We start from the raw sequence: 26,987 nt of genomic DNA on the forward strand, positions 1-26,987 counted from the left end.
GATGACCGAGGCGCAGGAAACCGAGCACGGCGGGCCGTCGGTGCCACAGACACGCACGGCACGCCACCGCAGGATCGTGGACATCCTGAACCGTCAGCCGGTGCGCTCACAGAGCCAGCTGGCCAGGCTGCTGTCCGACGACGGGCTGAGCGTCACCCAGGCGACGCTCAGCCGCGACCTGGACGAGCTCGGCGCGGTGAAGATCCGCAACACCGGCGGAGAGCTGATCTACGCGGTGCCGAGCGAAGGCGGTTTCCGCACCCCGCAGGCGCCGCTCGGGGGCTCGGCGAAGGAGGAGCGGATGCGCAGGCTCTCCGCCGAGCTGCTCATCTCCGCGGAGGCCTCGGCCAACCTCGTGGTGCTGCGTACGCCGCCGGGCGCCGCGCAGTTCCTCGCCTCGGCCATCGACCAGGCCGAACTCCGGGCGATCCTGGGCACGATCGCGGGGGACGACACGCTGATGCTGATCAGCCGTGACCCGAACGGCGGCCAGGCGCTCGCCGACCACCTGCTGCGGCTGGCCCAGAACGACCGCGGATCTCAGTAGCGGGTGATCGCGGTCGGGCCGGACGCCGTCCCGACCGCGATGTGCGGACGGCGGGCAGGGTCGGCCCAGGCAAGGATCCGGCCCATGGCGGCCGCCGGCACGGACACGCAGCCGGCGGTCGCTCCCTTGCCGTCGACGTGCAGGAAGATCCCGGCGCCCCTGCCCCGCACCGGCCGGTGGTAGTTGAAGCCGATGACGAGGGCACGGGCGTACTGGGTGGAGTAGCCGGCGAGGTGTTCGGCCTCCTCGGGGCGGCAGTCGGCGGGCCGCGGGTCCACCCAGCGGTTGTAGGCGCGGGACGCGTTGTCCTGGCACCACCACGAGCCTTCGCCGACGCGGCGGTAGGGATAACGGACCCCCCGCGCGGCGGCCTCGATGCCGAAGGCGTACGGCAGGTCGTACAGGCCTGTGGGTGTGGTGTTCGTGCCCTGGACACGGGTCGTCCCGTCTGCCAGGCCGTTCGCCCCGAAGCGGGCGGGTGCCGAACCCGCCGCCACCCAGCCGCCCCCGCGCCGGTCCCACCAGGTGACCGTGCCGGTGGTGGAGTCCGTGCCGGGGGCCTCGGCGGTGATCAACTGCGTACCGCCGCCGGTGTCGGCCAGCCGCTCCGGGAGGGGCTGCGGCTCCGCGGGCCGCGCCGCGAGTGAACCGGCCAGTGCCAGCAGGGCCGAGGCGGTCACCAGGAATCTGCGCATGCTCCGGACCGTACGGGGCACGGCGGCAGGCCCCCACCGCACCTGCTCCGTACGGCCCAGAGGGTCACCCCGCCGGGGGCGAGGGCATCGCGGGCAGCGGCAGCGGGAGCCCGGGCAGCCCGTCGATGCTGGTCGCGATGTCGGACTTCTTCTCGAAGTACCGGCTCAGACTCTCGTCGTCCTCGCGCCGGAAACGGTCGGCGTGCAGCGAGCGGTCCTCGTCGTACGACATGAACGGCACCCCGTAACCGCAGCTGTCCCGGATCAGTTCGGCCGTCACCACGATGATCGCGCGCAGCCCGTGAGGTGTCGGGTCCACCCCGGGGAAATGACCGAGCAGACCGGGGAAGCGCGGGTCGTCACGGAAGACGGGCTCACCCCGGCCGTGCACGCGGACGATGTTCGGCGGGCCCTGGAACGCGCACCACATCAGCGTGATGCGCCCGTTCTCCCGGAGGTGGGCCACGGTCTCGGCAGTGCTCCCGGCGAAGTCGAGGTAGGCCACGGTCCGTTCGTCGACGACGGCGAACGACCCGCTCACCCCCTTGGGCGAGAGGTTGACGGTGCCCTCGCCGTCCAGGGGCGCGGTCGCGGTGAAGAAGAGCGGCTGTTCCTCGATGAACGTCCTGAGCCGTCCCTCGATGCGTTCATGTGTTTTTCCCATGGGGTCAGTCTGGGTCGGGCGGCGGGGCGCGGCGCGGGTTTTCACAGTCCGGACATGCCTCGCTCCCGGGCGAAGGGGCCGGGCGTCCAGCAGTGGGGCCGCCTCCCGGGGGTCACTGTTCTCCGACGCCCCGACCAGCAGCTTTGACAAAGCATGCAGACCCTTGCATAGTTATGCCATCACGCCGTGAGGCGGACGTACATCCCTTGCACTCCCGAGGAGCACGCAGTGAGCAACGGCACCGGAAACAGCGACGTACGCCTCTGGGGTGGCCGTTTCGCCGACGGTCCGGCCGAGGCGCTGGCCAAGCTGTCCGCGTCCGTCCACTTCGACTGGCGGCTCGCCCCGTACGACATCGCCGGATCCCGTGCCCACGCGCGTGTGCTCACCAAGGCGGGACTGCTCACCGACGACGAGCTGACCCGGATGACCCAGGGTCTGGACTCGCTCGAAGCCGCCGTCGCCGACGGCTCCTTCACCGGCACCGTCGCCGACGAGGACGTCCACACCGCCCTGGAGCGCGGGCTCCTGGAACGCCTGGGCCCGGACCTCGGCGGAAAGCTGCGGGCCGGCCGGTCCCGCAACGACCAGGTGGCCACGCTCTTCCGCATGTACCTGCGCGACCACGCCCGGATCATCGGCGGGCTGGTGGCCGAGCTCCAGGACGCCCTGGTGGGGCTGGCCGAGGCGCACCCCGACGTCGCCATGCCCGGCCGTACGCACCTCCAGCACGCCCAGCCCGTCCTCTTCGCCCATCACGTCCTGGCGCACGTGCAGTCCCTCTCCCGGGACGCCGAGCGGCTGCGGCAGTGGGACGAGCGGACCGCCGTGTCCCCGTACGGATCCGGAGCACTGGCCGGCTCCTCCCTCGGGCTCGACCCGGAGGCGGTCGCCGCGGACCTCGGCTTCGAGCGCGGCTCCGTCGCCAACTCGATCGACGGCACCGCGTCCCGTGACTTCGTCGCCGAGTTCGCCTTCATCACCGCGATGATCGGCGTCAACCTCTCCCGGATCGCCGAGGAGATCATCATCTGGAACACGAAGGAGTTCTCCTTCGTCACCCTGCACGACGCCTTCTCCACCGGCTCCTCGATCATGCCGCAGAAGAAGAACCCGGACATCGCCGAGCTGGCCCGGGGCAAGTCCGGCCGCCTCATCGGCAACCTGACCGGCCTGATGGCGACCCTGAAGGCCCTCCCGCTCGCGTACAACCGCGATCTCCAGGAGGACAAGGAGCCGGTCTTCGACTCCTGTGACCAGCTGGAGATCCTGCTGCCGGCCTTCACCGGGATGATGGCCACGCTCACGGTCAACCGGGAGCGCATGGAGGAGCTCGCCCCGGCAGGCTTCTCGCTCGCCACGGACATCGCCGAGTGGCTCGTCAAGCAGGGCGTCCCCTTCCGGGTGGCGCACGAGGTCGCGGGTGAGTGCGTGAAGGTGTGCGAGCAGGAGGGCATCGAGCTCGACGAGCTGACGGACGAGCAGTTCGCGAAGATCTCGGCGCACCTCACCCCGGAGGTCCGCACCGTCCTGAACGTGCCCGGCGCGCTGGCCTCCCGCAACGGTCGCGGCGGGACGGCCCCCTCGGCCGTCGCGGTCCAGCTGGCCGAGGTGAAGGCCGACCTGGTGACGCAGCACGCCTGGGCGACAGCGCGCGGGTGATTCGCAGGCATCGCGGGCTACGTTGACGGGAAGGCGTTCGGAACCGACCCAGAGGAGCCCGCGATGCCCTTCGCCCGCCTGAACCGAGCGACTACCCCGACCTCCCACATCGGGCTCGGCCTGGCCGCCGTCGGCAGGCCCGGCTACATCACCCCGCACCGGGACCGTGATCTGCCCGCCGACCGCGGCGTGGACGCGATGCGCGCCCGCACCCACGAACTCCTGGACGCGGCCTACGCCCAGGGTGTGCGCTACTTCGACGCCGCCCGTTCCTACGGCCGCGCCGAGGAGTTCCTCGCCGGATGGCTGACCGCCCGCCCCGAGGTGACGGACGTGGTCGTCGGCAGCAAGTGGGGCTACACCTACACCGGTGACTGGCGGGTGGACGCCGAGGAGCACGAGGTCAAGGACCACTCGCTCGCCACCTTCGAACGGCAGTACGCCGAGACGGCCGGACTGCTCGGCGACCGGCTCGATCTCTACCAGGTCCACTCGGTGACCGCGGACAGTCCGGCGCTCGGCGACAAGGACCTCCACGCGCGTCTCGCCGAGCTGGCCGCCTCCGGGACCACGGTCGGCTTCTCCGCGAGCGGCCCCGGCCAGGCCGACGCCATCCGGGCCGCCCTCGCCGTGACCGTGGACGGCGAACCCCTCTTCCGTACCGTCCAGGCCACCTACAACGCCCTGGAGACCTCCGCGGGAGCCGCGCTCGCCGAGGCGCACGACGCCGGGGTCACCGTGATCGTCAAGGAGGCCATGGCCAACGGCCGGCTCGCCGGGACCGAGGCGCCCGCCGTGGTCCGCGAGATCGGGGCCGAGGCCGGACTGGACGCGGACGCCGTCGCCCTGGCGCACGTCCTCCGCCGGCCGTGGGCCGGAGTCGTCCTGTCCGGCGCGGCCACCGTCACCCAGCTGGCGGCGAACCTCCACGCGCCGCTGCTCGACCTGGACCCGGACCGGCTGGACCGGCTGGCGGCCCTGGTGGAGGAGCCGGAGGCGTACTGGCGGCACCGGGCCTCGCTGCCCTGGAGCTGACGGCCCGCACCTGCTCGGAGCACGCCCGCCTTCGCGCCGGTCCGCGCAGGCGCCGCTTCATGCCGCCCAGCCGGCGAGGGCGTCGAAGTCCTCCCGCAGCAGCCCCACCCAGGGGTCGATCCGACGGAGCAGGGCCCGGCCCGGATGATGCGCGGCGACGTAGTCCGTGTCGAGCCCGGAGATCTCGTCGTCCACCCAGGCGAACGGCCTGCCGTCCGCGTAGTCGACGACGTACCGCGTCTTCCAGTACGTCCCGTCGGCCGTCGCCCCGTGCATGGCGGGCCAGTCGATGAACGGCAGCGGGGGCAGACCGAGCCGGGGGCCGACCCACTCGTTGGCCTCGTCCTTCCAGGTGGTCGCCCAGACCAGCTCGTACCGGTCGGCGAGGGCCAGCAGCTCCTCGCCGTGGCCGGGGCTGAGCAGGACGGGCAGCGCGACTCCGTCCTTCCACCCCGTCGGCCGCATCGGGTGGATCCGGTATCCCTCGGGAGGCGTGCTGCGGGCGAGTGCCGCGTACGGATTGAGCGGACCGTCGATGTCGATCAGCAGCAGCGGCTTCATGCCGCCATGGTGCACCCCGGGGATGCCGGGAGCCGTGGTGCCCGGCCCGAGGCAGGGGTGGTGAGACGTCAATGTCTCATCTGGGCTAACTTTGTCTCATGACTCTTGACCGTGAGCAGGTGCTGCGGAGCGCCGCCGCACTGCTGACCCGTAAATCCACGGCGACCATGGACGAGGTGGCCAGGGCCGCGGGCATCGGCCGTGCCACCCTGCACCGGCACTTCGCCGGACGGGACGCGCTGGTCGGAGCGCTGGAGGACCTCGGCATCAAGGAATTCGAAGCCGCGCTGGACGCCGCCGGACTCGACGAGGGGAGCGCCGAGGAGGGGCTCCGGCGCTTCGTCGCGGCGGTCCAGCCCGCCGCCGGGCTGCTGTCGTTCCTCATCACCGAGAACCAGCTCTTCGAGGGCGACGACGTCAACGAGGGGTGGAGCCGCCTCGACGCCCGGGTCTCGGCCTTCTTCCTGCGTGGCCAGGAGCGTGGCGAATTCCGGATCGACCTCACGCCGGCCTGGCTGACCGAGGCGCTGTACGGCCTGATCGGGAGCTGTGCGTGGGCCGTACAGGCCGGCCGGGTCGCCGCGCGGGACTTCCCCTACATGATCGTCGAGTTGCTCCTCGGCGGAGCACGCCGGAGCGTGGAGAAATGAGCAGCACCTTCTCAAAGGCGGGCGTCACGGGCGACGAGCACCATCCGGGACGGTGGATCGCCCTCACGGTCCTCGTCCTCGCGGTGCTGCTGGTCGCCGTCGACGCCACCGTCCTCGGCCTGGCCACCCCGTTCCTCAGCGAGGATCTCGAACCGACCGGAACCCAGCTGCTCTGGATCGGCGACGTCTACTCCTTCGTCATCGCCGGGCTCCTGGTCTCGATGGGCAGCCTCGGAGACCGCATCGGCCGCAAGAAGCTGCTGCTGACCGGTGCCACCGCCTTCGGGGCGGTCTCCGTGCTCAACGCCTACGCGTCGAGCCCCGAGATGATGATCGTGGCCAGGGCCCTGCTCGGCGTCGCGGGCGCCACGCTCATGCCGTCGACCCTCGCCCTGATCCGCAACCTCTTCCACGACCCGCGCGAACGCAGCCTCGCCGTCGGCATCTGGGGCGCCATGGCCTCGGCGGGCGCGGCCGTAGGGCCGGTCGTGGGCGGGCTCCTGCTGGAGCACTTCTGGTGGGGGTCGGTCTTCCTGATCAACCTGCCCGTCATGGCGGTCCTCGTCGCCGTCGGCAGCAAGATGATCCCCGAGTCGAAGAACCCGGCGCCCGGCCCCTGGGACCTGCCCAGCGTGGGGCTCTCCCTGGTCGGCATGATCGGCGTCGTGTACGCCATCAAGGAGGCCGCTGCACACGGTGTGAGCTGGGAGAACGGTGTGGCGGCCGTCGGTGGGCTACTGGCCCTCACCTGGTTCGTGCGCCGCCAGCTCAAGCTTCCCGCGCCCCTGCTGGACATGCGGCTCTTCCACCACCGGGGCTTCTCCGGCGCGGTCCTCGCCGACCTGCTGACCATCCTCGGCCTGTCCGGGATCGTCTTCTTCCTCTCCCAGTTCCTGCAACTGGTCCAAGGGCGGGGTCCGCTCGAGGCCGGGCTCGCCGAACTGCCCGCGGCCGTCGGCGCGGTGACCGCCGGTCTCCTGGCGGGAAGGGTGGCACGCCGCTACTCCGTGCGCTCCGTCGTCGCACTCGGGCTCGGAGCGATCGGCCTGTCGCTCGCCGTGGTCACGGTGATCCACAAGGAGACCGGCTACCCCCTGATCGGGGTGCTGCTCCTGGTGGTGGGCGTCGGTGCGGGATTCGCCTTCACCGTCACCTCCGACGTCATCCTCTCCAGCGTCCCGAAGGAGCAGGCGGGATCCGCGTCGGCTGTGTCCGAGACGGCGTACGAGCTCGGCGCGGCCCTCGGTATCGCGCTGCTCGGGTCCATCGTGACGGGCGTCTACAAGGGCTTCGGAACTCCCGAGGGCATCTCGGACGCCGCGGCGGCCGCAGCCCACGAGTCCCTTGGCGGAGCCGTGGAGACGGCGGAGCACCTTCCCGCGCACCAGGGGAGCGAACTCGTCGTCGCGGCCCAGGAGGCCTTCGTGAACGGGCTGCGGGTGTCGGCGGCGGTCGGTGCCGTCGTCCTGCTCGCGACCGCGGTCTCGGCCTGGTACCTGCTGCGCGACCAGAAGCTGGAGGAGGGGATCATCCCCGACGAATGAGGGACCCGGCGCGATCGCGCCGGGTCCCTCACCCGTATGCACCTGTCGGTTCAGGCGGCCTTGGCCTTCGTTGCGTACATGTCGACGTACTCCTGGCCGGACAGCCGCATCACCTCGGCCATCACGGAGTCCGTGACGGCCCGCAGGACGTAGCGGTCGCGGTCCATGCCCTCGTAACGCGAGAACTCCAGCGGCTCACCGAAGCGGACCGTGACCTTCCCCGGGCGGGGGAGGCCGGCGCCGCCGGGCTGAAGCTTGTCCGTGCCGATCATCGCGAACGGCACGACCGGCGCACCGGTCATCAGGGTCAGCCGGGCGATGCCCGTACGGCCCCGGTAGAGACGGCCGTCGGGGGAGCGGGTGCCCTCGGGGTAGATGGCGAAGGCCTGGCCCTCCTCCAGCACCCGACGGCCCGTCATCAGCGCCGCGACGCCGCCACGGCCACCGTCACGGTCGACCGGGATCATTCCGCAGCCCGTGAAGAACCACGCCATGAGCCGGCCCTTGAGACCCTTGCCGGTGACGTACTCGTCCTTGCCGATGTAGAACACCGGCCGGTCGCAGCAGATCGGCATGATCATGGAGTCGATGAACGTCAGGTGGTTGCCCGCGAGGATCACCGGACCGGTCCCCGGGATGTTCTCCGCGCCTTCCACCTGAGGCCGGAAGAGCAGGCGCAGGATCGGTCCGAGCACTGCCTTGATGACCGTGAGTCGGGACAACGCTTCCTCCGGTGTCGTGGCCGGGCGGCCGGGGCGTGAATTCGTGAGGGTCTGTGCAGGTGAGGACGATACTCGCGGGTACCGCCTCTCCGCACATCGGGTTCACCGAGCCGATACGCAGTGTTGACGTGTGTTTCCGCCATGTTCGTCCACGGGCCGCCCCACCGATGGCGTAGCTGCCTACGATCAAGCCTCCCCGGAAGGTGCCGGACATCACATGCGAGGAGCATTCATGACAGAGCGCGCGCAGACTGCACCCGGTCGGCGGACCCTCCTGGGGGCCGCCGTCCTCGGTACGACGGCTCTCGGAGTGTCCGGCACGGCGCACGCGGCCGGGCGTGGCGCGCCCGCCGGGCGGAGCGGCGGACACGGTTCCTACCGGGACCTCCCCGTGCCCACCGTCATCGGCCACCGAGGCGCCAGCGGCTACCGGCCCGAACACACGCTCGGCTCCTACCAGCTGGCCCTGGACATGGGCGCGCACATCGTCGAGCAGGACCTCGTGCCGACCAAGGACGGCCACCTCGTCTGCCGGCACGAGAACGACATCACCGGCACCACGGACGTCGCCGAGCACCCCGAGTTCGCGAGCCGCAAGGCCACGAAGCGGGTCGACGGGGTGTCGATCACCGGCTGGTTCACCGAGGACTTCACCCTCGCCGAGCTGAAGACGCTCCGCGCCAAGGAGCGGATTCCCGGCAACCGCCAGGAGAACACGGTCTACGACGGGCGCTGGGAGATCCCGACGTTCGAGGAGGTCCTGCGCTGGGCGGACGAGGAGGGCCGCAGGCGCGGCAGGACCGTCTGGCTCTACGTCGAGACCAAGCACCCCTCCTACTTCAGGGGCCTGGGGCTCGGCCTGGAGGAGCCGCTCGCCAAGCTGCTGCGCCGCTACGGCCGCCACCGGGCGAACTCCGCGCTGATCCTCCAGTCCTTCGAGCCGAGCTCCATGCAGCGGCTGGCGAAGCTGGTGGCGACGCCCCGTGTCGTCCTGCTGTCGGGCCCCAAGGAACGCCCCTGGGACTTCGTCGAGTCCGGCGACCCCCGCACCGTCGCCGATCTGGTCCGGCCCGCCGGACTGAAGTGGATCGCCACCTTCGCGCAGGGCATCGGCCCCACGCTGGACCTGGTCATCCCCCGGGACGGCGCCGGACGGCTCACCACCCCCACCGCCCTGGTCGCGGACGCGCACGCACGGGGCCTGGTCCTGCACCCGTACACGATGCGCAACGAGAACACCTTCCTGCCGGCGGACTTCCGGCGCGGCACGGACCCGAACGCCTACGGCGACGTGTTCGGGGCTCTGCGGGCGTACTTCGAGGCGGGTATCGACGGGATCTTCTCCGACAACCCGGACACCGCGCTGCTCGCGGCCGCCGACTTCGCCAAGGACTGAGGGAGGCCCGGGGCCGCCCCGGGGCCGCCCCGGGGCCGGGCCGGAGGCGTCAGCCGTCCGGCCCGCATGCCCCGGTCGGGTGGAGCTCCGCGCGCGCGGCAACCGGCCACGCCCGGCAGGCGTTGACGGGGCATGACTCTTCTTGATCATGCTCCTCCTGCTCCCGATACCGATGCTCCTCCCGCTCCCGATACCGTTGCCGCCCCGTTCGTGGGGGCGGGAGAGGCTGTCCTCGCCCTGCACGCCCTGGTGCGGGCGGAGGCGGCGGCCGAGGCCCAGGCTGCCGGGGCCGAGGCCGCGGACCTCGAACAGGCGGTCTGGCTCAGGCTGCTGGAGCGCCGGTCCGGCCCCGAGGTGCCCGCGGACCCCGTCCGCTGGGTCCGCACCGCCGTCCGCGCGGAGGCGCGTGTGGCCCGCCGAAGGGTGCGCCGCGAGCGGGCCTACACCGCGGGTGAGGCCCCGGGCGACTGGGCCGGCTGCCCCGAAAGGATCGCGGTGGGAGCCGACGAACGCCGTGCCTTACGCACCGCGGTGGGACGGCTCCCCGGAAGATGCCCGCGGCTGCTCGGCGCGATGCTGGCCGCCCACGATCCCACGTACCGCGAAATCGCAGGGGAGTTGGGTATGTCACAGGGCAGTTTGGGACCGATGCGTTCCCGATGCCTTGGATGTCTGCGCAGAATGCTCGCGGCGGAGGTTGTAGCTCCTGAACTGCGGGGAATGGAGCGGTAGACAACCGGCGGACCAGGTGAGCGGGAGGCATGCACACATGGGCATGAGCGTGACCATCTCGGCGGCGACAGCACAGGACGTCGAGCAGATATTCAGACTCCAGTACCTCTGCTTCCAGAGCGAGGCGGAGCTCTACGGCAACTACCGGATCGACCCGCTCGTCCAGTCCCTCGACTCCGTGCGGGAGGAAGTCGGCACGGACCTGGTGTTCGTGGCCCGGCTCGGCGACGAAGTCGTCGGCTCCGTACGCGGCTTCACCGACGCGGACGGCACCGGCCGGATCGGCAAGCTCTGCGTCCACCCCCGGCTCCGCAACCACGGCCTGGGCACCCGTCTGCTGCGTGCCGCGGAGGCCGGTCTGACGGACGGGCGTTCGGCCACCCGCTTCCGCCTGCACACGGGTGAGCGCAGCGAGGGAAATCTGCGGCTCTACCGGAAGGCCGGCTACGCCCGGGTGGGCAACGCCACCGGAGGTGACGGGGTCCGCATGGTCCTGCTGGAGAAGGACGCCGACGCGCCTGCGTACGCGACCAGCGCCTGAACCACGCCGGCGACGCCCGGAGTCAGGCGTCACGCGCGCGGCGCGGCCGGATCATCCCGGTCGTCGCGCGCGCGACGCAGCCAGATCATCCCGGTGACCGGCAGGATCACCGGGATGAACAGGTAGCCCATGCCGAATTCCGACCAGACCGTGCTGTCGGGGAAGGCGGACGGCTCCAGCCGCGTCCAGGTGCCGACGATCAGCACACCCGCGAGCTCGGCGGCGCAGCACATCAGCGCCGCCTTCCGCGCCTTCTCCCCGCCCCGCACCAGCGAGTACGTGATGAAGCCGTACACGACGGCGGCGACGGCGGAGAGGATGTACGCGAGCGGCGCCTTGCCGAAGTCCAGGATCATCTCGACGATCGAGCGGGACGCGGCGGCGACGGTGAACACACCGTAGAACCAGACCAGTACCCGGCCGGGGCCGGACCCGAGCTCGAACCGCTGCTGCCGTTGCGGGGTGTCGTGCCGCGGGGCGGGAGTCCCTGTGCGGTCGGTGTCGCTCATGGTCAGTTTCCCCAGATGTCGTAGAGCCGCACTTCGAGGACGGCGAGGACGACCGCACCGGCCGCCACCGTCACCGAACCCCAGCGGGTCCGTTCCGTCAGCGACAGGAATCCCGCCGCGGGCACGGCCGCGAAGGCGCCGATGAGATAGGCGATGAAGATCGTCATGCCCTGTTCGGGCCGCTCGCCCCGGGCCAGCTGAACGACCCCCACGACCAGCTGCGCCAGAGCCAGTACGGACACCACGGCCATGCCGATGAAGTGCCAGTCCTTCGTGGGCTGGTCCCGGTAGGCGGCGAATCCGCACCAGGCGGCGAGGGCGAGCGCGGTCACGGCGACCGCGACCGTCAGGGCGTCGAGCATGGACCGAGGGTATTACGGACGGGCGGAGCGGCCGCGTGCGGGCCCGGGACGCGGGGACGGGCGCGGGCGGCGTCCCATGAAGCGTGGTCTTTGCCACAGGGCGGGCACAGCATGATCGTGCGGCAGTCGGTGCGACCGGCGGGCACGGTCACGTCTGTGCAGGTCAGGGCGGTGAGAGAGGTGATCGCGTCACGGGGCGAACGCGAGGCCGCGCTGTCCGCTATGCGGACGACGCGGGTCGCCGGAACGTTACGTCTGTTTTACTTGCGCCATGACCACGACGAGCTACCGCAGCCCTGCGACCGAGGCGATCCTGACGCCCGGTGCTCGTTGTATGTGTCGAATGCGCGCCTTCTGAGGGTCCCCGCCCGAGCCTCGCGCCCCGAAGCGAGACCGAGCCCGTGCCGTCCGCACCCAGCGGATCGAGCCGGCCCGTGCATGCCCCGCGCCCTGCGTACCCGCCGGAGCCGGGCCGTGCCGAGACTCCCACCGGTCGACCACTGAGAACAGTCTCACCAGACGAATGCCCCGTGCCCGGCGGACACCGCGCCGCGCACTCGACAGTGACGGAAACCCTGTGATCACCACTTCGGGCCTCACGAAGGTCTACCAGTCACGCGGCCGAGAGGTCACCGCCCTCGACGGCGTCGACCTGCACGTCCGCGAGGGCGAGGTCTACGGCGTCATCGGACAGAGCGGCGCCGGCAAGTCCTCCCTCATCCGCTGCGTCAACCTCCTCGAACGCCCCACCTCGGGAACCGTGACGGTCGACGGCCAGGACCTCACGGCCCTCGCGGGACGCGGCCGCCGGGCAGGCAAGGAGCTCCGCCGGGCGCGCAGCCGCATCGGCATGGTCTTCCAGCACTTCAACCTGCTGGACTCGCGCACCGTCCGCGACAACGTCGAGCTCCCGCTGGAGATCCTCGGCATCTCCGGACAGGCACGCACCCGCAAGGCGCTCGAACTCCTCGACCTCGTCGGCCTCGCCGACAAGGCGAAGTCCTACCCCGGCCAGCTGTCCGGAGGCCAGAAGCAGCGCGTCGGCATCGCCCGCGCCCTCGCGGGCGATCCGAAGGTGCTCCTCTCCGACGAGGCGACCTCCGCGCTGGACCCCGAGACCACCCGCTCGATCCTGCATCTGCTGCGCGACCTCAACCAGGAGCTCGGCCTCACCGTCCTGCTCATCACGCACGAGATGGACGTCGTCAAGACCGTCTGCGACTCCGCCGCGCTGATGAAGAACGGCCGGGTCGTCGAGTCGGGCACCGTCGGCGCACTGCTGGCCACCCCCGGATCCGAGCTGGCGCACGAGCTGTTCCCGGTCGGCGGCACCGCCTCCGGACCCGGATCCACCGTCGTCGACGTCACCTTCCACGGCGAGACCGCCGCCCGGCCGGTGATCTCGCAGCTCTCCCGCACGTACAACATCGACATCTCGATCCTCGGTGCCGCGATGGACACCGTGGGAGGCAAGCAGATCGGCCGCATGCGCATCGAGCTGCCCGGCAGCTTCGAGGAGAACGTCGTGCCGATCGGCTTCCTGCGCGAGCAGGGCCTTCAGGCCGAGATCGTGGACGGCGCCCCCGCCGCCACCGAGATCCCCTCCCAGACCCCCGCCGCGATCACCAAGGAGGTGGCGAAGTGACCTGGTCCGAAATGCAGCCACTGCTCTCGCAGGGGACCGTCGACACCCTCTACATGGTGCTGTGGTCCACACTCGTCACCGTCATCGGCGGTCTCCCGCTCGGCATCCTGCTCGTCCTCACCGACAAGGGCGGACTGCTGCAGAACACCGTGGTGAACAAGGTCGTCGGCGTCGTCGTGAACATCGGCCGCTCGCTGCCCTTCATCATCCTGCTGATCGCGCTGATCCCCTTCACGACCTGGGTCGTCGGCACCTTCATCGGCCCGTCCGCGATGATCGTGCCGCTCGCCATCGGCGCCATCCCGTTCTTCGCGCGGCTCGTGGAGACCGCGGTGCGCGAGGTCGACCACGGACTCGTCGAGGCCGTCCAGTCGATGGGCGGTTCCGTCCCCACGATCGTCCGCAAGGTCCTGCTGCCGCAGGCCCTGCCCTCGCTCGTCTCCGGTATCACCACCACTGTCATCGTGCTCATCGGCTACTCCGCGATGGCCGGCGCGGTCGGCGGCGAAGGGCTCGGTTCCAAGGCCGTCACCTACGGATTCCAGCGCTTCGACAACCAGTTCATGCTCATCACCGTCGTGCTGCTCGTGGTCATCGTGACCGTGGTCCAGCTGATCGGTGACCTGGCCGTGCGCCTGCTGGCCCGCCGGGGCCGCACCACCTGACCTTCCCCTCCCCATGAAGCCCGAACTCCTTGTCCGGGCGCACCACCCTCACCACCGGAAAGAGGCACTCTTCGTGCGCAAGAACATCAAGATCACCGCTGCTGCCGCCGCCACCGCCGCCCTCGCCTTCGGGCTCAGCGCCTGCGGTACGGACTCCGACCCGGCCTCCAAGGGCGAGACCGGTGCCAAGGCGGACACCTCCAAGGCGCTCGTCGTCGCCGCGTCCCCGACGCCGCACGCCGACATCCTGAACTTCGTCAAGAAGAACCTGGCGGACAAGGCCGGCCTCAAGCTGGAGGTCAAGGAGTTCACGGACTACGTCCTGCCGAACACCGCCACCGAGAACGGCCAGGTCGACGCCAACTTCTTCCAGCACAAGCCCTACCTGGACGACTTCAACAAGAAGAACAAGACCCACATCGTCCCGGTGGTCGACGTCCACCTCGAGCCCCTCGGTCTCTACTCCAAGAAGATCAAGGACGTCAAGGACATCAAGGCCGGCCAGACGATCGCCGTCCCGAACGACACCACCAACGAGGGCCGTGCGCTCCAGCTGCTCGCCGAGAACGGGCTGATCACCGTCAAGGACGGCGTCGGCACCAACGCCAAGCTCAGCGACATCACGGACAAGAAGGGCCTGGAGTTCAAGGAGATCGAGGCCGCGACCGTGCCCCGCGCCCTGGACGACGTCGACGCCGCCGTCATCAACGGCAACTACGCCATCGAGGCCGACCTGAAGCCCGGCCAGGACTCCCTCGCGCTGGAGAAGGCCGACGGCAACCCCTACGCCAACTTCCTGGCCGTCAAGGAGGGCAACGAGGACGACCCGCGCGTCCAGAAGCTCGCGAAGCTCCTGAACTCCGACGAGGTCAAGAAGTTCATCGAGGACACCTACAAGGGCTCGATCATCCCCGCCTTCGGTGAGCCCGCCAAGTCCTGACGCCGAGGCGCCACTTGCCCCAGGAGCCCCGCCCACCCGCACCAGGGTGTGCGGGGCTCCGCCGCGCGGACCCGGCCATGCGCGTCCACCGTCCGATGCTGCATGCTGGTGGCTTTACACGGTCTTCGGCATGGAGCTGCGCATGACTACCACCTTCCCGTCCATCTCCATCAGCACGGACAGGTTGGTGCTGCGCCCCTTCGACATGGCGGACGTCCCCGCGTACATCGAGATGATGAACGACGAGCTGGTCACCGCCTGGACCGACGCACCGCACCCCTACACCCAGGTCGACGCCGAACGCTGGGTCCGCAGGATCGCGCCCGCGGAACGGAGCCAGGGCAACGGCATCGTCTTCGCCGTCACCGAGTTCCTCACCCAGCGCCTCGTCGGCTCGGTGCGGCTCCTCAACACCGACCGGCGCACCCTGGCCACCGAGGTCCGCTACATCACCGCACCCTGGGCCCGCGGCGAGGGCTACGCCACCGAGTCCGTGCTGGCCCTCGCCGAGTGGCTCTTCCGTGACCAGGGATTCGAGCGGATCGAGCTGCGCACCCCCGCGGGGAACACCGCCTCCCAGCAGGTCGCCCAGAAACTGGGCTGCATCAGTGAGGGTGTCCTGCGCAACGCACGGATAGCCCGGACCGCCACCGAGGACGGCGGATGGACGGACATCAGGACCGACCTCATCGTGTGGGGGCTGCTTCCCGAGGACCTGGAGGGCGTCGCCGAGCAGCTGGCCGAAGCGGGCGGTTACAGCCAGTACAACGACTGGAACTGACCTCACTCCCCAGCTTCGGGAGCCCCTGGCCGGCCGTTGGTACGGACCGGCTACGCTCACCCTTGCTCCGCCCGTCCCGCGTGGAGCCCCCGCCTGCTCACACCCCTGGAGACTGACGACGATGGCCGACCGGGTCACGGTGATCGGCTGGGACGGCTCGCCACTGACCAGAGCCGCTACCGCAGCGCTCTCGGCCGCCACGCTCGTCGCCGGCGCGGGCCACCACCTGGCGCTCGCCGAAGTCCCGGAACGCGCGGAACGCATCCGCCTCGGCAGTGTCGACCTGGCCGCCCGCAGGATCGCCGGCCACCGCGGCAGCGCCGTGGTCCTGGCCGACGGCGACCCCGGATTCTTCGGCGTCGTACGTACCCTGCGCAAGCCTGAACACGGGCTCGAGGTCGAGGTGGTCCCCGCAGTCTCGTCCGTCGCCACCGCTTTCGCCCGTGCCGGAATGCCCTGGGACGACGCGCAGATCGTCGTCGCGCACCCGCGCACCCTGCGCCGCGCGGTCAACGTCATCCGCGCCCACCACAAGGTGGCCGTCCTGACGTCACCCGGTGCGGGTCCCGTCGAACTCGCCCTGCTGCTCGACGGCGTCCACCGCACCTTCGTGATCTGCGAGGAGCTCGGCACCGTACGCGAGCGGGTCACCGTCCTTACGTCCGACAAGACGGCGGACCACACCTGGCGCGACCCCAACGTCGTCATCGTGATCGGCGGTGGCCCCGAGACGGCTGCCACCGGTGCCTGGATCGCCGGCCGCCGCCCCGTCAACCCCGAGGGCGTCCGGGGCTGGGCCCTGCCCGCCTCGGCCTACGGCGGCACGGCGGAGTGCGGCGAAGGCGAGTCCCCCGGCCTGCGCGCGGCCCAGCTGGCCCGCCTCGGGCCCCGCACCGGCGACCTGGTCTGGGACATCGGATGCGGCGGCGGCGCCCTGGCCGTGGAGGCGGCCCGCTTCGGTGCGGCCGTGCTCGCCGTGGACAGCGACCCCGACGCCTGCGCGCGCACGGCGGCCGCCGCCCGTGCCTTCCAGGTGGGCGTCCAGGTCGTCAGGGGCACGGCGCCGCACGTCCTGGAACGCCTGCCGGAGCCCGATGTCGTACGGATCGGCGGGGGCGGGGTCCGCGTGGTCACGGCGGTCGCCGACCGGCGGCCGGAACGTATCGTCACCCATGCCTCGAACCGTGACGAGGCCGAAGCGCTGAACGCGGCCCTCGCCTCGAACGGATATACGGTCGAGTGTGCGCTGCTGCAGTCCGTGGAACTGGACACCTCGGCCTGGGCGGAGCGCGAACGCTCCGTCGTCTTCCTGCTCTCCGCAGTGCGTTCCGACCTCGCCCCCTGAAGCGTTCGCGGGGGAGTGCGGGGTAAGCTGACCGATTGTTGTACCGCGCCCGGCTGTTCGACGGTTCGTTCGTCAATGTCCGGAAAAGTGGACTGTTTTGATCCGCGATGTGGTACAGCGAAACCGGGGGACGCGCAACGTGGCGCAGTCCACAGCGCGCCGAGGCGGAACTGTCTGTCGCGGCGGTGAACGGCCGCGAGAATGTACACCTCCGCGCGCGTTTCGTGCCGCGCGGGGAGCCCGCTCGTTCTTGTTGACGAGCACCGGCGTGCCGTGGTTCGGGCATCCCGGGCGAAGGGCGAAGGAGCACTGACGATGGGCGAGGGGTACGCATGACTGACACCGGCCAGATCCCGGGCGAGGGACTGCCGGAGAACGCAGGCATGGTGGAGCAGCCGGGCGTCCCCGCCCCGGACGCCTACACCTACCTCGAACCCTCCGAGCACACAGCCGAGGATGACGACCTCCTGCTGATGCCCGCCTCCCAGGGCGCGTGGAGCGACGCCCCGGCGGGCCCGCAGGAGCAGATCCCCGTGCAGGGCCGTGGCGTGAACGGCACGCACGGTTCCGGCGTGAGTGACGTCAACGGCGTACGGATCCCGGCGCACCAGCCCGTACAGGTCCCGGTCGCCGCGGCGCCCGCCCGGCGCCCGCTGCACCGGGGGCCCGCGTCCACCGGGGCGCCCTCCTACGCGGGGCCGCAGACCGGTGGGGTGGTCCGCTCGCTCGCGGACCGCGGACCGGCCGGCCCGCAGAACCCGATGCCCGTACGGCACGCCGGACCGCCGACGGCCGGTCCCGAGTACTTCGACGCCCAGGCCGACGACGGTGCCGCGCTGCCGGGTCCGCAGCTGGGCGAGATCCCGCCGCAGGGCGCACCGGCCTGGGGCCCGCCCGAGCCGGTCGCGGCCCCGGAGCCGGCCCCCGTGCCCGAGGCGGCGGCCCCTGTGGCGGCAGCCCCCGAACCGGCCGCCGTGCCCGAGGCGGCCGTGGTTGCCGAGACGCCCGTGGTGACGGAGGCTGCGACGACCGCCGAGCCCGTGGCGGAGCCCTCCGTGGCGGAGGCCGCCGAGGCGCCCGTCGTGCCTGAGGAACAGGTGGCGCCCGCCGAGCAGGCCGCGCCCGCCGAGCCTGCCGAACCTGTCGCACCCGCCGAACCTGTCGCACCCGCCGAGCCTGTCGCACCCGCCGAGCCTGTCGCACCGGCCGAGCCCGTCGCGTCCGCAGAAACGGTCGCTCCACAGCCGGTTGCCGTCGTGACTCCGGAGCCCCTTGCCGAGCCCGCGGCGGAGGCTGTCCTTGAGGTCCCGGTCGTGGCCGCGCCGGTGGACGTGCCCGCCGAGGTCCCGGTCGTGGCGCCGGTGGACGTGCCTGCCCAGGTCCCGGTCGAGGCGCCCGGGGCCGAAGGACATGCTGTGCCCGAAGAGGCCCCCGTGGCCGAGGCCGCTCACGTCGAGCCTGCTCCCGTGGCTGAGGCGGTCGCCCCCGCGGTCGAGCCCGAGCAGGCAGCCGACCTCGCCCAGCAGCCCGTGCCCGCCGTGGCGGAGCCCGTACCGGCCGCACCCGAGGTCACCGAGGCCGCGGAACCGGCCGGCGTCCAGCAGCCCGAGATCCAGCCCGAGGCCGCGCCCGAGCCCGTCGCGGAGACCGCGCCGGTCCACGAGCTCGTGGCGGAGACCGCGCCGGTGCACGAGCCCGTCGCCGTGCCGCCGGCCGGACCTCAGACCCTCGGCGAGCCGGAGCCCGACAGCGGACCCGAGATCATCGAGACCCCGGAGGCCGAGAGCTTCGAGGCAGAGGCTCCGGAGGCCGTGATTCCGGAAACCCCCGCCCCGGAGGCCGAGACCTCCGCGGTCGAGGCACCGCCCACCGGGATCCCGGCTCCCGAGGCCCAGGCCGCGGAGGCTCCGTCCCCCGAGGGCCCGGCCGCGGACTCGACGGTTCCGGAGCCCCTTCCGGCCGAGGCCCAGGGCCCCGCGGAGGAAGCGCCCGAGGAGGCACCGCTCGCGGCGGCCACGGAGGAGTCCCAGGCTGCCGGCGCACCGTCCGAAGCCGAGCCGGAGCCGGAGCCGGAGCCCGAGTTCGAGCCCGAGTTCGAAGCCGAAGCAGTTCCCGCGTCCCCTCCCGCCCCCGGTTACGACGACGCCGAGCGTGAAGCCGTCCTGCGGGTGATGCGGGAACGGCGCGACATCCGCAACGGCTTCCGCAGCGACCCCATCCCGCACGAGGTGCTCCTCCGCGTCCTGGAGGCGGCCCACACCGCACCGAGCGTCGGACACTCGCAGCCCTGGGACTTCGTCGTCATCCGCTCCGCCGAGACGCGACGCTCCATGCACGAACTGGCGCAGCGCCAGCGCGAGGCGTACGCCAAGTCGCTGCCCAAGGCCCGGGCCAAGCAGTTCAAGGAACTGAAGATCGAGGCCATCCTCGACACACCGGTGAACATCGTCGTCACCGCCGACCCCACCCGCGGCGGCCGGCACACCCTCGGCCTGGCACACCCAGCCGCAGATGGCCCCGTACTCCTCGGCGCTCGCCGTCGAGAACCTGTGGCTCGCCGCCCGCGCGGAGGGCCTCGGCGTCGGCTGGGTCAGCTTCTTCGACGAGCGGGAGATGGTCCGCGCGCTCGGACTGCCCGAGCACCTCGAAGTCGTCGCCTACCTCTGCGTCGGATACGTCGACGAATTCCCCGAGGAACCCGAACTGGCGCAGGCGGGCTGGTCCAAGCGCCGCCCGCTGTCCTGGGTCGTCCACGAGGAGACGTACGGCCGGCGTGCCCTGCCCGGCGAGGAGCCGCACAACCTCCTCCAGGAGACCATCGCCGGCATCCGCCCCCTGGACGCGAAGGCGCTCGGCGAGGCGTGGGAACGTCAGAAGCGGATGACGAAGCCCGCCGGGGCGCTGGGCATGCTGGAGATCATCTCCGCCCAGCTGTCCGGGCTCTCGCGGCTCTGCCCGCCGCCCGTGCCGGAGCCCGCCGCCGTGGCGATCTTCGCCGGTGACCACGGGGTCCACGCCCAGGGCGTCACGGCGTGGCCGCAGGAGGTCACCGGCCAGATGGTCGCCAACTTCCTCGGAGGCGGCGCCGTCTGCAACGCCTTCGCCGCCCAGGTCGGCGCCGAGGTCTGCGTCGTCGACGTCGGTGTCGCCGCCGAACTCCCCGCGACGCCCGGCCTGCTGCCCAGGAAGGTCCGCCCCGGAACGGCCGACTTCACCACCGGCCCCGCGCTCACCCGCGAGGAGGTGCTCGCGGCGATCGAGGTGGGCATCGAGACCGCACGCGACCTGGTGGCGGCGGGCAACAAGGGCCTGCTCACGGGTGAGATGGGCATCGCCAACACCACCGCGTCCGCAGCGCTGATCTGTGTGTACACCGGTATGGACCCGGCAGAGGTCACCGGCCGCGGTACCGGGATCAACGACGAGATGCACGCCCGCAAGGTCGATGTCGTCCGTCGCGCCCTGGAGCTGCACCAGCCCGACCCGACCGACCCGATCGGGGTGCTGGCCGCGGTCGGCGGCCTGGAGCACGCCGCCATGGCGGGCTTCCTGCTGGGCGGCGCCTCACTCCGTACGCCGGTGATCCTGGACGGCGTGAGCGCCGGTGCGGCCGCGCTGGTCGCCCGGGCGATCGCCCCCGAGGCGCTCGCCGCGTGCATCGCGGGCCACCGCAGCGCGGAGCCCGGTCATGTCGCCGCCCTGAACAAGCTGGGTCTGCGCCCGCTCGTCGACCTGGACCTCCGCCTCGGCGAGGGCACGGGCGCGCTCCTCGCGCTGCCCATCGTGCAGAGCGCGGCTCGCGCGATGCACGACGTGGCCACCTTCGACTCCGCGGGTGTCACGGAGAAGTAGCCGACACCGTGCCCGGACGTGCCCGACCGGCCCGTCCGGGCACCGTTCCGGCCCTCGCACGCGTCCGGGCCGGACAAGGACGGTCCGGCCCGGGGAATCTCCGCCGGCCCCGGCGGGCACCGTGCCCACCGGTGTCGGACGGACGGCCACCGGCCCGCTCCACGTCCGGAGGCCGGGAGAGACCCGTGCGAGGGGGCGCCGAGGCGGGCCACGAGCCCGCCGCACCGCCCCCGGCCACCGTGCCCACCACCCCGTATCGTGGTCCCACGCGTCACCGCCTCACCCAGCCCGCGTCACCCGCCGCTCCACCGCCGCAGCGGCCCGCAGCACACCGCACCCTGCACGAGGAGCCCGCACGACCATGGCCGAGTACGACGATCACCCTGCTTACCCCGTCGGACTGCGCCTGAACGGGCGCCGCGTCGTCGTCGTCGGCGGCGGCCAGGTCGCGCAGCGCCGACTGCCCGCCCTCATCGCGGCCGGGGCCGACATCACCCTGGTGTCCCCGTCCGCGACCGCGTCCGTCGAGGCTATGGCCGACACCGGTGAGATCCGGTGGGAGCGCCGCAGGTACCAGGACGGTGACCTCACGGACACCTGGTACGCCCTCGTCGCGTCGTCCGACGCGGCTGCCAACGACGCAGCGTCCGCCGAGGCTGAGCGCACCCGCACCTGGTGCGTCCGCAGCGACGACGCCGAGGCCGCGACCGCCTGGACCCCCGCCACCGGCCGCAGCGAGGGCATCACGGTCGCCGTCCTCACCACCACCTCCCAGGGCCGCGACCCCCGGCACTCCGCAGCGGTCCGCGACGCGATCGTGGAAGGGCTGCGCGACGGCACCCTCGCCGCCCCGCACCACCGCACCCGTGCCCCCGGCGTCGCCCTGGTGGGCGGCGGCCCCGGCGACCCCGACCTGATCACGGTCCGCGGTCGCCGTCTCCTGGCCGAGGCCGACGTCGTCATCGCCGACCGGCTCGGCCCCCGCGACCTGCTCGACGAACTCCCGCCGCACGTCGAGGTGATCGACGCGGCGAAGATCCCGTACGGGCGCTACATGGCGCAGGAGGCGATCAACCAGGCGCTGATCGACCACGCCAAGGCCGGCAGATCCGTGGTCCGTCTCAAGGGCGGAGACCCGTTCGTCTTCGGCCGGGGCATGGAGGAGGCGCAGGCCCTGGCCGCCGAGGGCATCGCCTGCACCGTCGTCCCCGGGATCTCCAGCTCGATCTCCGTCCCGGGAGCGGCCGGGATCCCGGTCACCCACCGGGGCGTCGCGCACGAGTTCACCGTGGTCAGCGGCCACGTGGCACCCGAGGACCCGCGCTCACTGGTCGACTGGAAGGCCCTCGCGCAACTGCGCGGCACCCTGGTCCTGCTGATGGCCGTCGACAAGATCGGCGCCATCTCCCGGGCACTCATCGCCCACGGCAAGTCTCCCGAGACGCCGGTGGCCCTGGTCCAGGAGGGCACCACCGCCGCCCAGCGCAGGGTCGACGCGACGCTCGCCGACGTCGGTGAGCGGGTCGTCGCGGAAGAGGTGCGGCCCCCTGCCGTCATCGTCATCGGCGACGTCGTCGGCGTGGGCGTCGGCCCGGAACCGGCCGGGCCGCTCGAAGCCGGGCCGCTCGAAGGCTGACCCGCCACCCCGCCGCCGTACCCCGCACCCCCGACGTCGTACGCCGTCCCCACCCGACAAGGCAGTAGCACCCCGTGGCTGAACTCATCACCGTCGACGACCCGGACGATCCCCGCCTGGGCGACTACACCGGCCTGACCGACGTCGAGCTCCGGCGGCGCCGGGAGCCCGCCGAAGGCCTCTTCATCGCCGAGGGCGAGAAGGTGATCCGGCGTGCCGCGAACGCCGGGTACGAGATGCGGTCCATGCTGCTCTCCGCCAAGTGGACCGACGTCATGCGCGATGTGATCGAGGAGGCCACCGCACCGGTCTACGCGGTCACACCGGCCCTCGCCGAGCGCGTCACCGGCTATCACGTGCACCGTGGGGCACTCGCCTCCATGCAGCGCAAGCCGCTCCCCGACGTCGGAGCGCTGCTGTCCCCGGAGACGGGGAACGTACGGCGGGTGGCGGTGTTCGAGGACATCGTCGACCACGCCAACCTCGGAGCGGCCTTCCGCAACGCGGCCGCACTCGGGGTCGACGCCGTCCTGCTCACCCCGCGCTGCGCCGACCCGCTCTACCGGCGGGCGGTGAAGGTCTCCATGGGCTCCGTCTTCCACGTCCCGTGGACGCGCCTGACGTCCTGGCCGGAGGACCTCGCCCTGCTGCGGGAGGCCGGCTTCACCACCGCCGCGCTGTGTCTGAGCGACCGGTCGATCACGCTGGACGAACTCGTCGCACGGCGGCACGAGAAGCTGGCGCTCGTCTTCGGTACCGAGGGCGACGGCCTCACCCCGCAGGCACTGGCCGCGGCCGACGCCCACGTGCGGATCCCGATGGACGCCGGAGTCGACTCGCTCAACGTCGCCGCCGCCTCCGCAGTCGCCTTCTACGCGACCCGGGCCGACTCCGCCTGACGTACGGGCCCCGCCGCCCGAGGTCACGCCGCCGGTGAGCCACGCCGGCGGTCCATGTGTGTCAGACGGACTCCGGGGCGTCCTGGTGTCCGCCGACGCCGACCAACCCCGTCTCGTAGGCCACGATGACGGCCTGGACACGGTCGCGGAGTCCGAGTTTGGCGAGGATGCGGGCGACGTGGGTCTTGACGGTGGTCTCGGCCAGATGGAGACGGGCGGCGAGTTCGGCGTTGCTCAGTCCACGGGCCAGCAGGCCGAGCACCTCCAGCTCGCGTGGCGTGAGCGAGGCCAGGTCGCGGTGGAGGGCAGCGGTGTCGCTGCCGTGCCGGGCGAACCGTTGCACCAGGCGGCGGGTGATCGCGGGCGCGAGGAGGGCGTCGCCCGTACGGACCGTGCGGACGGCCGAGGCCAGGTGCTCGGGGGTGACGTCCTTCAGGAGGAAGCCGCTGGCTCCGGCGGACAGGGCCGCGTAGACGTACCGGTCGAGGTCGAAGGTGGTCAGGATGATGACCCGGGGCTCGCCGGGTAGCTGCGTCCCGCCCGCTCCGGCGCAGTCCGGAGGCCGTGGACCGGAGAGAATACGGCGGGTGGCCTCCAGACCGTCCATCTCCGGCATCCGGATGTCCATCAGGACCACGTCGGGACGTACGCGCCGTGCCGCCTCGACCGCTTCGGCCCCGTTGCCCGCCTCGCCGACGACATCGATGCCGTCGGCACCCAGGATCATCCGGAACCCGGTACGGACCAAGGTCTGGTCATCGGCCAGGAGCACGCGCAGCGGCTGCTCGGTCACGGTGCCTCCAGAGGGATCAGCGCTTCCACACGGTAGCCGCCGGCCGGACACCGGCCGGCGCTCAGGGTCCCCCCGTAGACGGTGAGACGCTCACGCAGGCCGATCAGGCCACGGCCGTTCCCGGCGCCCGTGCCCGCGCCTCCACCCGTGTCGGTGACCTCCACCCGGAGCTGCTCCGGTGCGTACCCGACCGTCACGCGGGCGGTGGCGCCGGACGCGTGCGTCACGGTGTTCGTCAGGGCTTCCTGGACCACGCGGTAGGCGGCGAGCCCGACGCCGGACGGGACGGCGCGGGGCCGGCCGGTCGCCGTCAGGGTTACGGGCTGTCCGGCGTCCCGTACCCGTCCGACGAGCGTGCCCAGCTGGTCGAGGCCGGGCTGTGGGGACAACTCCGCCTCCGTCCCGGCCTCGGTCCCGTCCGCCCGCTCACCCTCACCGTTCATGGTGAGCAGGCCCATGACGTGCCGCAGTTCGGTCATGGCGGCGCGCCCGCCCGCCTCGACGGCGAGCAGCGCCTCGCCCGCCTGCCCGGGTGAGCTCTCCATGATCTTGCGGGCGGCACCCGCCTGGATGATCATCACGCTGACGTGGTGCGTGACGACGTCGTGCAACTCGCGGGCGATCCTTGCCCGTTCGTGCTCGACGGCCCCTCGCAGTGCCTCGGCCTGCTCGCGTTCCAGGGCGATGAGCCGGGTGCGGCCCTCGTCGGTCCGGAGCTTCCAGGTGCGCAGCCCGACCGCGGCCACGGCCATCGGGACCAGGATCAGCAGGGCGATGTACTCGTTCGGGACGACCGGTGTCACCGAGTTCCCCGAGGTGCCGACCAGAACGACCGACACCGGAAGCGCGGCCAGGGTCGCCACCCGGTACGGGCTGTACACGGCGGCACTGTAGACGGCTATGACGAACGCGTAGAACGTGAGCCGGAGGACGCTCTCGGGCGTCGCCAGCGTCGCGGCGGTCACGACACAGAGCACGGCGAGCGGGTGGCGGCGCCGCAGTGCCAGGGCGCCCGAGGCGACCGCAGCCAGGGTCACCATCAGGGCCAGACCGCCGGTGCCGGACGGGCGCGGGACGGCGACCTCCACACCGGGCGCGATCTCACGCAGCACGACATTGTCCACATTGTCGATGCCGTAGTAGACGGTGCTGACGCCGATCACCAGAGCCACCAGCACGTCGAACTGCCGGGCGCGGCGGCTGAGTCGCAGCGGCGGGCCGGTCGGGGACCCGGCGTCGCGGACCGCCTCGCGAGCGGGAGCCCGGAGCCGCTCCAGCGCCGTACGCACGTTCGTCACCGGTTCATTGTCGCCGCCGCCCGTGCCCCTGGAGTCCTCCTCAGGGGGCGTCCCGCGGGGCCTGTCCTGCATCGGGCGCCTACATCGCAAGGATGACGGTCCACCAGCACGACGAGGCCGGGGAAGGGGGCGTGCCTGCGAGGTGGCGCGTGAACGGCCCCGGCTAGGGGGCGTACGCCTCCACCGGGTGGACGGCAGCCCCGTGGTACGTGTCCGACGGTGTGCCGCCCAGCCCACGGGCGGGCCCCTGGCAGCCCTGCGCGGCCGCGATTCCCAGCGCGACCAGCAGCGTCACCACGACGAAGACGACGAGCCGCTGGCGCAACAGCCGGGGATTGGCCGGCCGCCGCTTACCGGCCTTCCCCGCCGATGTCGTCCGGACGCCGGGCCGGGAGGCCTGCCTGCCGTTCGTTCCCTTCTGCCCCTGAGGCAGCTGACCGGAACGCGACCCGCCGCGCGGCGCCCGCGACTGCGAGCCGCCGGTGCGAGGAGCAGCCGGGCGGGACGACGGTGAGCGCCGCCCCGGTGCCCTCGACGGCCGGGAGGAGCCCCCGGCCGTACGCCGCGTCGACTGTTCGGTGTACGGGCCTTCCAGCCGGCCGGTCGGCCGGTCCAGCTCCTGCTCGCTCCGCTGCGCGGGCGGCAGGCGCTCCTGCAGCCCCTGCGCCTCACGCGCGGCGATCTCCTTCAGCCGCATGGAGAGCTGCAGCGTGCTCGGCCGCTCCTCCGGATCCTTCGCCAGACATGCCCGTACGAGTGGGGCGAGCGCGTCGTGCACATCGAACAGGTGCGGTTCCTCGTGGACCACGCGGTAGAGCATCACCTCGGAACTGCCGTGTCCGAAGGGCGAGTCGGCCATGGCCGCGTAGGCCAGCGTGGCACCCAGCGAGAAGACGTCCGTCGCGGGTGTCACGGCCGCGCCCCGCACCTGCTCGGGCGCCAGGAAGCCGGGTGAGCCGACGGCTGTCCCGACATGGGTGAGGGTGCTGGCCCCGGTCGCCCAGGCGATACCGAAGTCGATGATCCGGGGGCCCTTGGGGGAGAGGAGGATGTTCGACGGCTTCAGATCACGGTGGACGACACCGGCCTCGTGCACCGCCACCAGCCCCTCCGACAGGGCGGCCCCGATCGAGGCCACCTCGGCGGCCGGGAGCGGGCCCTCCTCGGCGACCTTGTCGTGGAGCGAGGGGCCGGGCACGTACTGCGTCGCGAACCACGGGCGGTCCGCCTCCAGATCGGCGGCCACCAGGCGGGCCGTACAGCCGCCGCGGATCCTCCGGGCTGCCGACACCTCGCGTGCGAAGCGGGAGCGGAACTCCTGATCCTCCGCCAGATCCGGCCGGATCACCTTGAGCGCCACCCGCTGGCCCCTGCGGTCGGAACCCAGGTAGACGACGCCCATGCCACCCGCGCCGAGCCGCCGGTGCAGCCTGAACGATCCGACGACACGCGGATCCTCGCGCCGGAGCCGCATCATCGCCATCGTCTGCCCATCCCCGCTGCCGGTCCGCCT

Annotated in this window: 24 protein-coding genes and 1 pseudogene; 16 read left to right on the forward strand and 9 right to left on the reverse strand. The window is 72.0% G+C overall.

Annotation, left to right across the window (positions count from 1 at the left end; genetic code table 11):
• Window position 1: 1 nt before the first annotated feature.
• Window positions 2-547 (forward strand): arginine repressor, encoded by a 546-nt coding sequence (locus tag P8A20_RS30670; RefSeq protein ID WP_147962272.1) that lies wholly within the window; start codon window positions 2-4, stop codon window positions 545-547.
• Here P8A20_RS30670 and P8A20_RS30675 read toward each other — a convergent pair.
• Together P8A20_RS30675 and P8A20_RS30680 are read right to left on the reverse strand one after the other, a co-directional pair.
• On the reverse strand, window positions 541-1,242 hold the full coding sequence (locus P8A20_RS30675; protein WP_147962273.1) for a L,D-transpeptidase family protein: 702 nt from the start codon (window positions 1,240-1,242) through the stop codon (window positions 541-543). The genes P8A20_RS30670 and P8A20_RS30675 overlap by 7 nt on opposite strands.
• A gap of 64 nt (window positions 1,243-1,306) precedes the next feature.
• Entirely contained in the window at window positions 1,307-1,906 is a 600-nt protein-coding gene (locus tag P8A20_RS30680) for a pyridoxamine 5'-phosphate oxidase family protein (RefSeq protein ID WP_147962274.1), read from the reverse strand.
• A gap of 228 nt (window positions 1,907-2,134) precedes the next feature.
• Between P8A20_RS30680 and argH the strand changes: the two genes are divergently transcribed.
• Together argH and P8A20_RS30690 are read left to right on the forward strand one after the other, a co-directional pair.
• Complete coding sequence (gene argH, locus P8A20_RS30685) at window positions 2,135-3,568, forward strand: argininosuccinate lyase (RefSeq protein ID WP_147962275.1); 1,434 nt, start codon at window positions 2,135-2,137, stop codon at window positions 3,566-3,568.
• A gap of 63 nt (window positions 3,569-3,631) precedes the next feature.
• Entirely contained in the window at window positions 3,632-4,603 is a 972-nt protein-coding gene (locus P8A20_RS30690) for an aldo/keto reductase (RefSeq protein WP_147962276.1), read from the forward strand.
• Window positions 4,604-4,660: 57 nt separating this feature from the next.
• On the opposite strand, the gene P8A20_RS30695 is transcribed toward P8A20_RS30690, so the two are convergent.
• Window positions 4,661-5,164, reverse strand: coding sequence for an HAD domain-containing protein (locus P8A20_RS30695; RefSeq protein ID WP_147962277.1), 504 nt, complete (start codon window positions 5,162-5,164; stop codon window positions 4,661-4,663).
• A gap of 98 nt (window positions 5,165-5,262) precedes the next feature.
• Here P8A20_RS30695 and P8A20_RS30700 point away from each other — a divergent pair, with 98 nt between their 5' ends.
• Window positions 5,263-5,814, forward strand: coding sequence for a TetR/AcrR family transcriptional regulator (locus tag P8A20_RS30700; protein WP_147962278.1), 552 nt, complete (start codon window positions 5,263-5,265; stop codon window positions 5,812-5,814).
• On the forward strand, window positions 5,811-7,358 hold the full coding sequence (locus P8A20_RS30705) for an MFS transporter (RefSeq protein WP_306104653.1): 1,548 nt from the start codon (window positions 5,811-5,813) through the stop codon (window positions 7,356-7,358). The genes P8A20_RS30700 and P8A20_RS30705 overlap by 4 nt, the downstream gene beginning before the upstream one ends.
• Before the next feature lie 50 nt (window positions 7,359-7,408).
• Here P8A20_RS30705 and P8A20_RS30710 read toward each other — a convergent pair whose 3' ends face one another.
• The gene (locus P8A20_RS30710; RefSeq protein WP_147962280.1) at window positions 7,409-8,080 is read right to left on the reverse strand and encodes a lysophospholipid acyltransferase family protein; all 672 of its coding nucleotides are present in this window, start codon (window positions 8,078-8,080) and stop codon (window positions 7,409-7,411) included.
• Window positions 8,081-8,312: 232 nt separating this feature from the next.
• On the opposite strand from P8A20_RS30710, the gene P8A20_RS30715 reads away from it, so the two are divergent.
• The 3 genes from P8A20_RS30715 (at window position 8,313) to P8A20_RS30725 (ending at window position 10,749) form a co-directional block, all read left to right on the forward strand.
• Entirely contained in the window at window positions 8,313-9,476 is a 1,164-nt protein-coding gene (locus tag P8A20_RS30715) for a glycerophosphodiester phosphodiesterase (protein WP_306104654.1), read from the forward strand.
• A 132-nt stretch (window positions 9,477-9,608) separates the two neighbouring features.
• Window positions 9,609-10,208 carry a sigma-70 family RNA polymerase sigma factor gene (locus P8A20_RS30720; protein WP_261988905.1) on the forward strand — a complete coding sequence of 200 codons (600 nt, stop codon included), beginning with the start codon at window positions 9,609-9,611 and terminating at the stop codon, window positions 10,206-10,208.
• A gap of 37 nt (window positions 10,209-10,245) precedes the next feature.
• Window positions 10,246-10,749, forward strand: coding sequence for a GNAT family N-acetyltransferase (locus P8A20_RS30725; RefSeq protein WP_147962283.1), 504 nt, complete (start codon window positions 10,246-10,248; stop codon window positions 10,747-10,749).
• 29 nt (window positions 10,750-10,778) lie between these two features.
• Here the strand turns inward: P8A20_RS30725 and P8A20_RS30730 are convergent, their stop codons facing one another.
• Both P8A20_RS30730 and P8A20_RS30735 read right to left on the reverse strand, forming a co-directional pair.
• Entirely contained in the window at window positions 10,779-11,258 is a 480-nt protein-coding gene (locus P8A20_RS30730; protein ID WP_147962284.1) for a hypothetical protein, read from the reverse strand.
• A gap of 2 nt (window positions 11,259-11,260) precedes the next feature.
• Entirely contained in the window at window positions 11,261-11,620 is a 360-nt protein-coding gene (locus tag P8A20_RS30735) for a hypothetical protein (protein WP_147962285.1), read from the reverse strand.
• Window positions 11,621-12,197: 577 nt separating this feature from the next.
• On the opposite strand from P8A20_RS30735, the gene P8A20_RS30740 reads away from it, so the two are divergent.
• The 8 genes and pseudogenes from P8A20_RS30740 (at window position 12,198) to P8A20_RS30775 (ending at window position 23,383) form a co-directional block, all read left to right on the forward strand.
• Window positions 12,198-13,265 (forward strand): methionine ABC transporter ATP-binding protein, encoded by a 1,068-nt coding sequence (locus P8A20_RS30740; RefSeq protein ID WP_147962286.1) that lies wholly within the window; start codon window positions 12,198-12,200, stop codon window positions 13,263-13,265.
• Entirely contained in the window at window positions 13,262-13,930 is a 669-nt protein-coding gene (locus P8A20_RS30745) for a methionine ABC transporter permease (RefSeq protein WP_306104655.1), read from the forward strand. Before P8A20_RS30740 ends, P8A20_RS30745 begins: the two co-directional genes overlap by 4 nt.
• A gap of 73 nt (window positions 13,931-14,003) precedes the next feature.
• Window positions 14,004-14,870 (forward strand): MetQ/NlpA family ABC transporter substrate-binding protein, encoded by an 867-nt coding sequence (locus tag P8A20_RS30750; RefSeq protein WP_147962288.1) that lies wholly within the window; start codon window positions 14,004-14,006, stop codon window positions 14,868-14,870.
• A gap of 142 nt (window positions 14,871-15,012) precedes the next feature.
• Window positions 15,013-15,651: a GNAT family N-acetyltransferase gene (locus tag P8A20_RS30755; RefSeq protein ID WP_147962289.1), complete on the forward strand. Its 639-nt coding sequence runs from the start codon at window positions 15,013-15,015 to the stop codon at window positions 15,649-15,651.
• Window positions 15,652-15,772: 121 nt separating this feature from the next.
• A complete protein-coding gene (cbiE, locus tag P8A20_RS30760) occupies window positions 15,773-16,996 on the forward strand; it encodes a precorrin-6y C5,15-methyltransferase (decarboxylating) subunit CbiE (RefSeq protein ID WP_306104656.1) in 1,224 nt (407 codons plus the stop codon).
• A gap of 332 nt (window positions 16,997-17,328) precedes the next feature.
• Window positions 17,329-20,848, forward strand: a pseudogene (gene cobT, locus P8A20_RS30765) (nicotinate-nucleotide--dimethylbenzimidazole phosphoribosyltransferase).
• Window positions 20,849-21,209: 361 nt separating this feature from the next.
• Entirely contained in the window at window positions 21,210-22,484 is a 1,275-nt protein-coding gene (cobA, locus tag P8A20_RS30770) for a uroporphyrinogen-III C-methyltransferase (protein WP_147962292.1), read from the forward strand.
• 74 nt (window positions 22,485-22,558) lie between these two features.
• Window positions 22,559-23,383, forward strand: a complete 825-nt coding sequence (locus P8A20_RS30775; RefSeq protein WP_306104657.1) for a TrmH family RNA methyltransferase — start codon at window positions 22,559-22,561, stop codon at window positions 23,381-23,383.
• Between the two features lie 61 nt (window positions 23,384-23,444).
• Here the strand turns inward: P8A20_RS30775 and P8A20_RS30780 are convergent, their stop codons facing one another.
• The 3 genes from P8A20_RS30780 to P8A20_RS30790 form a co-directional block, all read right to left on the reverse strand.
• Window positions 23,445-24,176: a response regulator gene (locus tag P8A20_RS30780; RefSeq protein WP_147962293.1), complete on the reverse strand. Its 732-nt coding sequence runs from the start codon at window positions 24,174-24,176 to the stop codon at window positions 23,445-23,447.
• On the reverse strand, window positions 24,173-25,546 hold the full coding sequence (locus P8A20_RS30785; protein WP_306104658.1) for a sensor histidine kinase: 1,374 nt from the start codon (window positions 25,544-25,546) through the stop codon (window positions 24,173-24,175). Before P8A20_RS30785 ends, P8A20_RS30780 begins: the two co-directional genes overlap by 4 nt.
• 91 nt (window positions 25,547-25,637) lie before the next feature.
• Window positions 25,638-26,957 carry a serine/threonine-protein kinase gene (locus P8A20_RS30790; RefSeq protein ID WP_306104659.1) on the reverse strand — a complete coding sequence of 440 codons (1,320 nt, stop codon included), beginning with the start codon at window positions 26,955-26,957 and terminating at the stop codon, window positions 25,638-25,640.
• Between the last annotated feature and the right edge of the window lie 30 nt (window positions 26,958-26,987).

The organism is Streptomyces sp. Alt3, from assembly GCF_030719215.1.
Taxonomy (GTDB): Bacteria; Actinomycetota; Actinomycetes; order Streptomycetales; family Streptomycetaceae; genus Streptomyces; species Streptomyces glycanivorans.

What these genes read in the sequence shown, in the direction of transcription:
- P8A20_RS30695 (WP_147962277.1), bottom strand. Translation starts at nt 5,164, where the DNA reads ATGAAGCCGCTGCTGCTGATCGACATCGACGGTCCGCTCAATCCGTAC.
- P8A20_RS30670 (WP_147962272.1), top strand. Translation starts at nt 2, where the DNA reads ATGACCGAGGCGCAGGAAACCGAGCACGGCGGGCCGTCGGTGCCACAG.
- P8A20_RS30690 (WP_147962276.1), top strand. Translation starts at nt 3,632, where the DNA reads ATGCCCTTCGCCCGCCTGAACCGAGCGACTACCCCGACCTCCCACATC.
- P8A20_RS30720 (WP_261988905.1), top strand. Translation starts at nt 9,609, where the DNA reads ATGACTCTTCTTGATCATGCTCCTCCTGCTCCCGATACCGATGCTCCT.
- P8A20_RS30785 (WP_306104658.1), bottom strand. Translation starts at nt 25,546, where the DNA reads ATGCAGGACAGGCCCCGCGGGACGCCCCCTGAGGAGGACTCCAGGGGC.
- P8A20_RS30755 (WP_147962289.1), top strand. Translation starts at nt 15,013, where the DNA reads ATGACTACCACCTTCCCGTCCATCTCCATCAGCACGGACAGGTTGGTG.
- P8A20_RS30700 (WP_147962278.1), top strand. Translation starts at nt 5,263, where the DNA reads ATGACTCTTGACCGTGAGCAGGTGCTGCGGAGCGCCGCCGCACTGCTG.
- cbiE (WP_306104656.1), top strand. Translation starts at nt 15,773, where the DNA reads ATGGCCGACCGGGTCACGGTGATCGGCTGGGACGGCTCGCCACTGACC.
- P8A20_RS30680 (WP_147962274.1), bottom strand. Translation starts at nt 1,906, where the DNA reads ATGGGAAAAACACATGAACGCATCGAGGGACGGCTCAGGACGTTCATC.
- cobA (WP_147962292.1), top strand. Translation starts at nt 21,210, where the DNA reads ATGGCCGAGTACGACGATCACCCTGCTTACCCCGTCGGACTGCGCCTG.
- P8A20_RS30735 (WP_147962285.1), bottom strand. Translation starts at nt 11,620, where the DNA reads ATGCTCGACGCCCTGACGGTCGCGGTCGCCGTGACCGCGCTCGCCCTC.
- P8A20_RS30715 (WP_306104654.1), top strand. Translation starts at nt 8,313, where the DNA reads ATGACAGAGCGCGCGCAGACTGCACCCGGTCGGCGGACCCTCCTGGGG.
- P8A20_RS30730 (WP_147962284.1), bottom strand. Translation starts at nt 11,258, where the DNA reads ATGAGCGACACCGACCGCACAGGGACTCCCGCCCCGCGGCACGACACC.
- P8A20_RS30675 (WP_147962273.1), bottom strand. Translation starts at nt 1,242, where the DNA reads ATGCGCAGATTCCTGGTGACCGCCTCGGCCCTGCTGGCACTGGCCGGT.
- P8A20_RS30790 (WP_306104659.1), bottom strand. Translation starts at nt 26,957, where the DNA reads ATGGCGATGATGCGGCTCCGGCGCGAGGATCCGCGTGTCGTCGGATCG.
- P8A20_RS30725 (WP_147962283.1), top strand. Translation starts at nt 10,246, where the DNA reads ATGGGCATGAGCGTGACCATCTCGGCGGCGACAGCACAGGACGTCGAG.
- P8A20_RS30705 (WP_306104653.1), top strand. Translation starts at nt 5,811, where the DNA reads ATGAGCAGCACCTTCTCAAAGGCGGGCGTCACGGGCGACGAGCACCAT.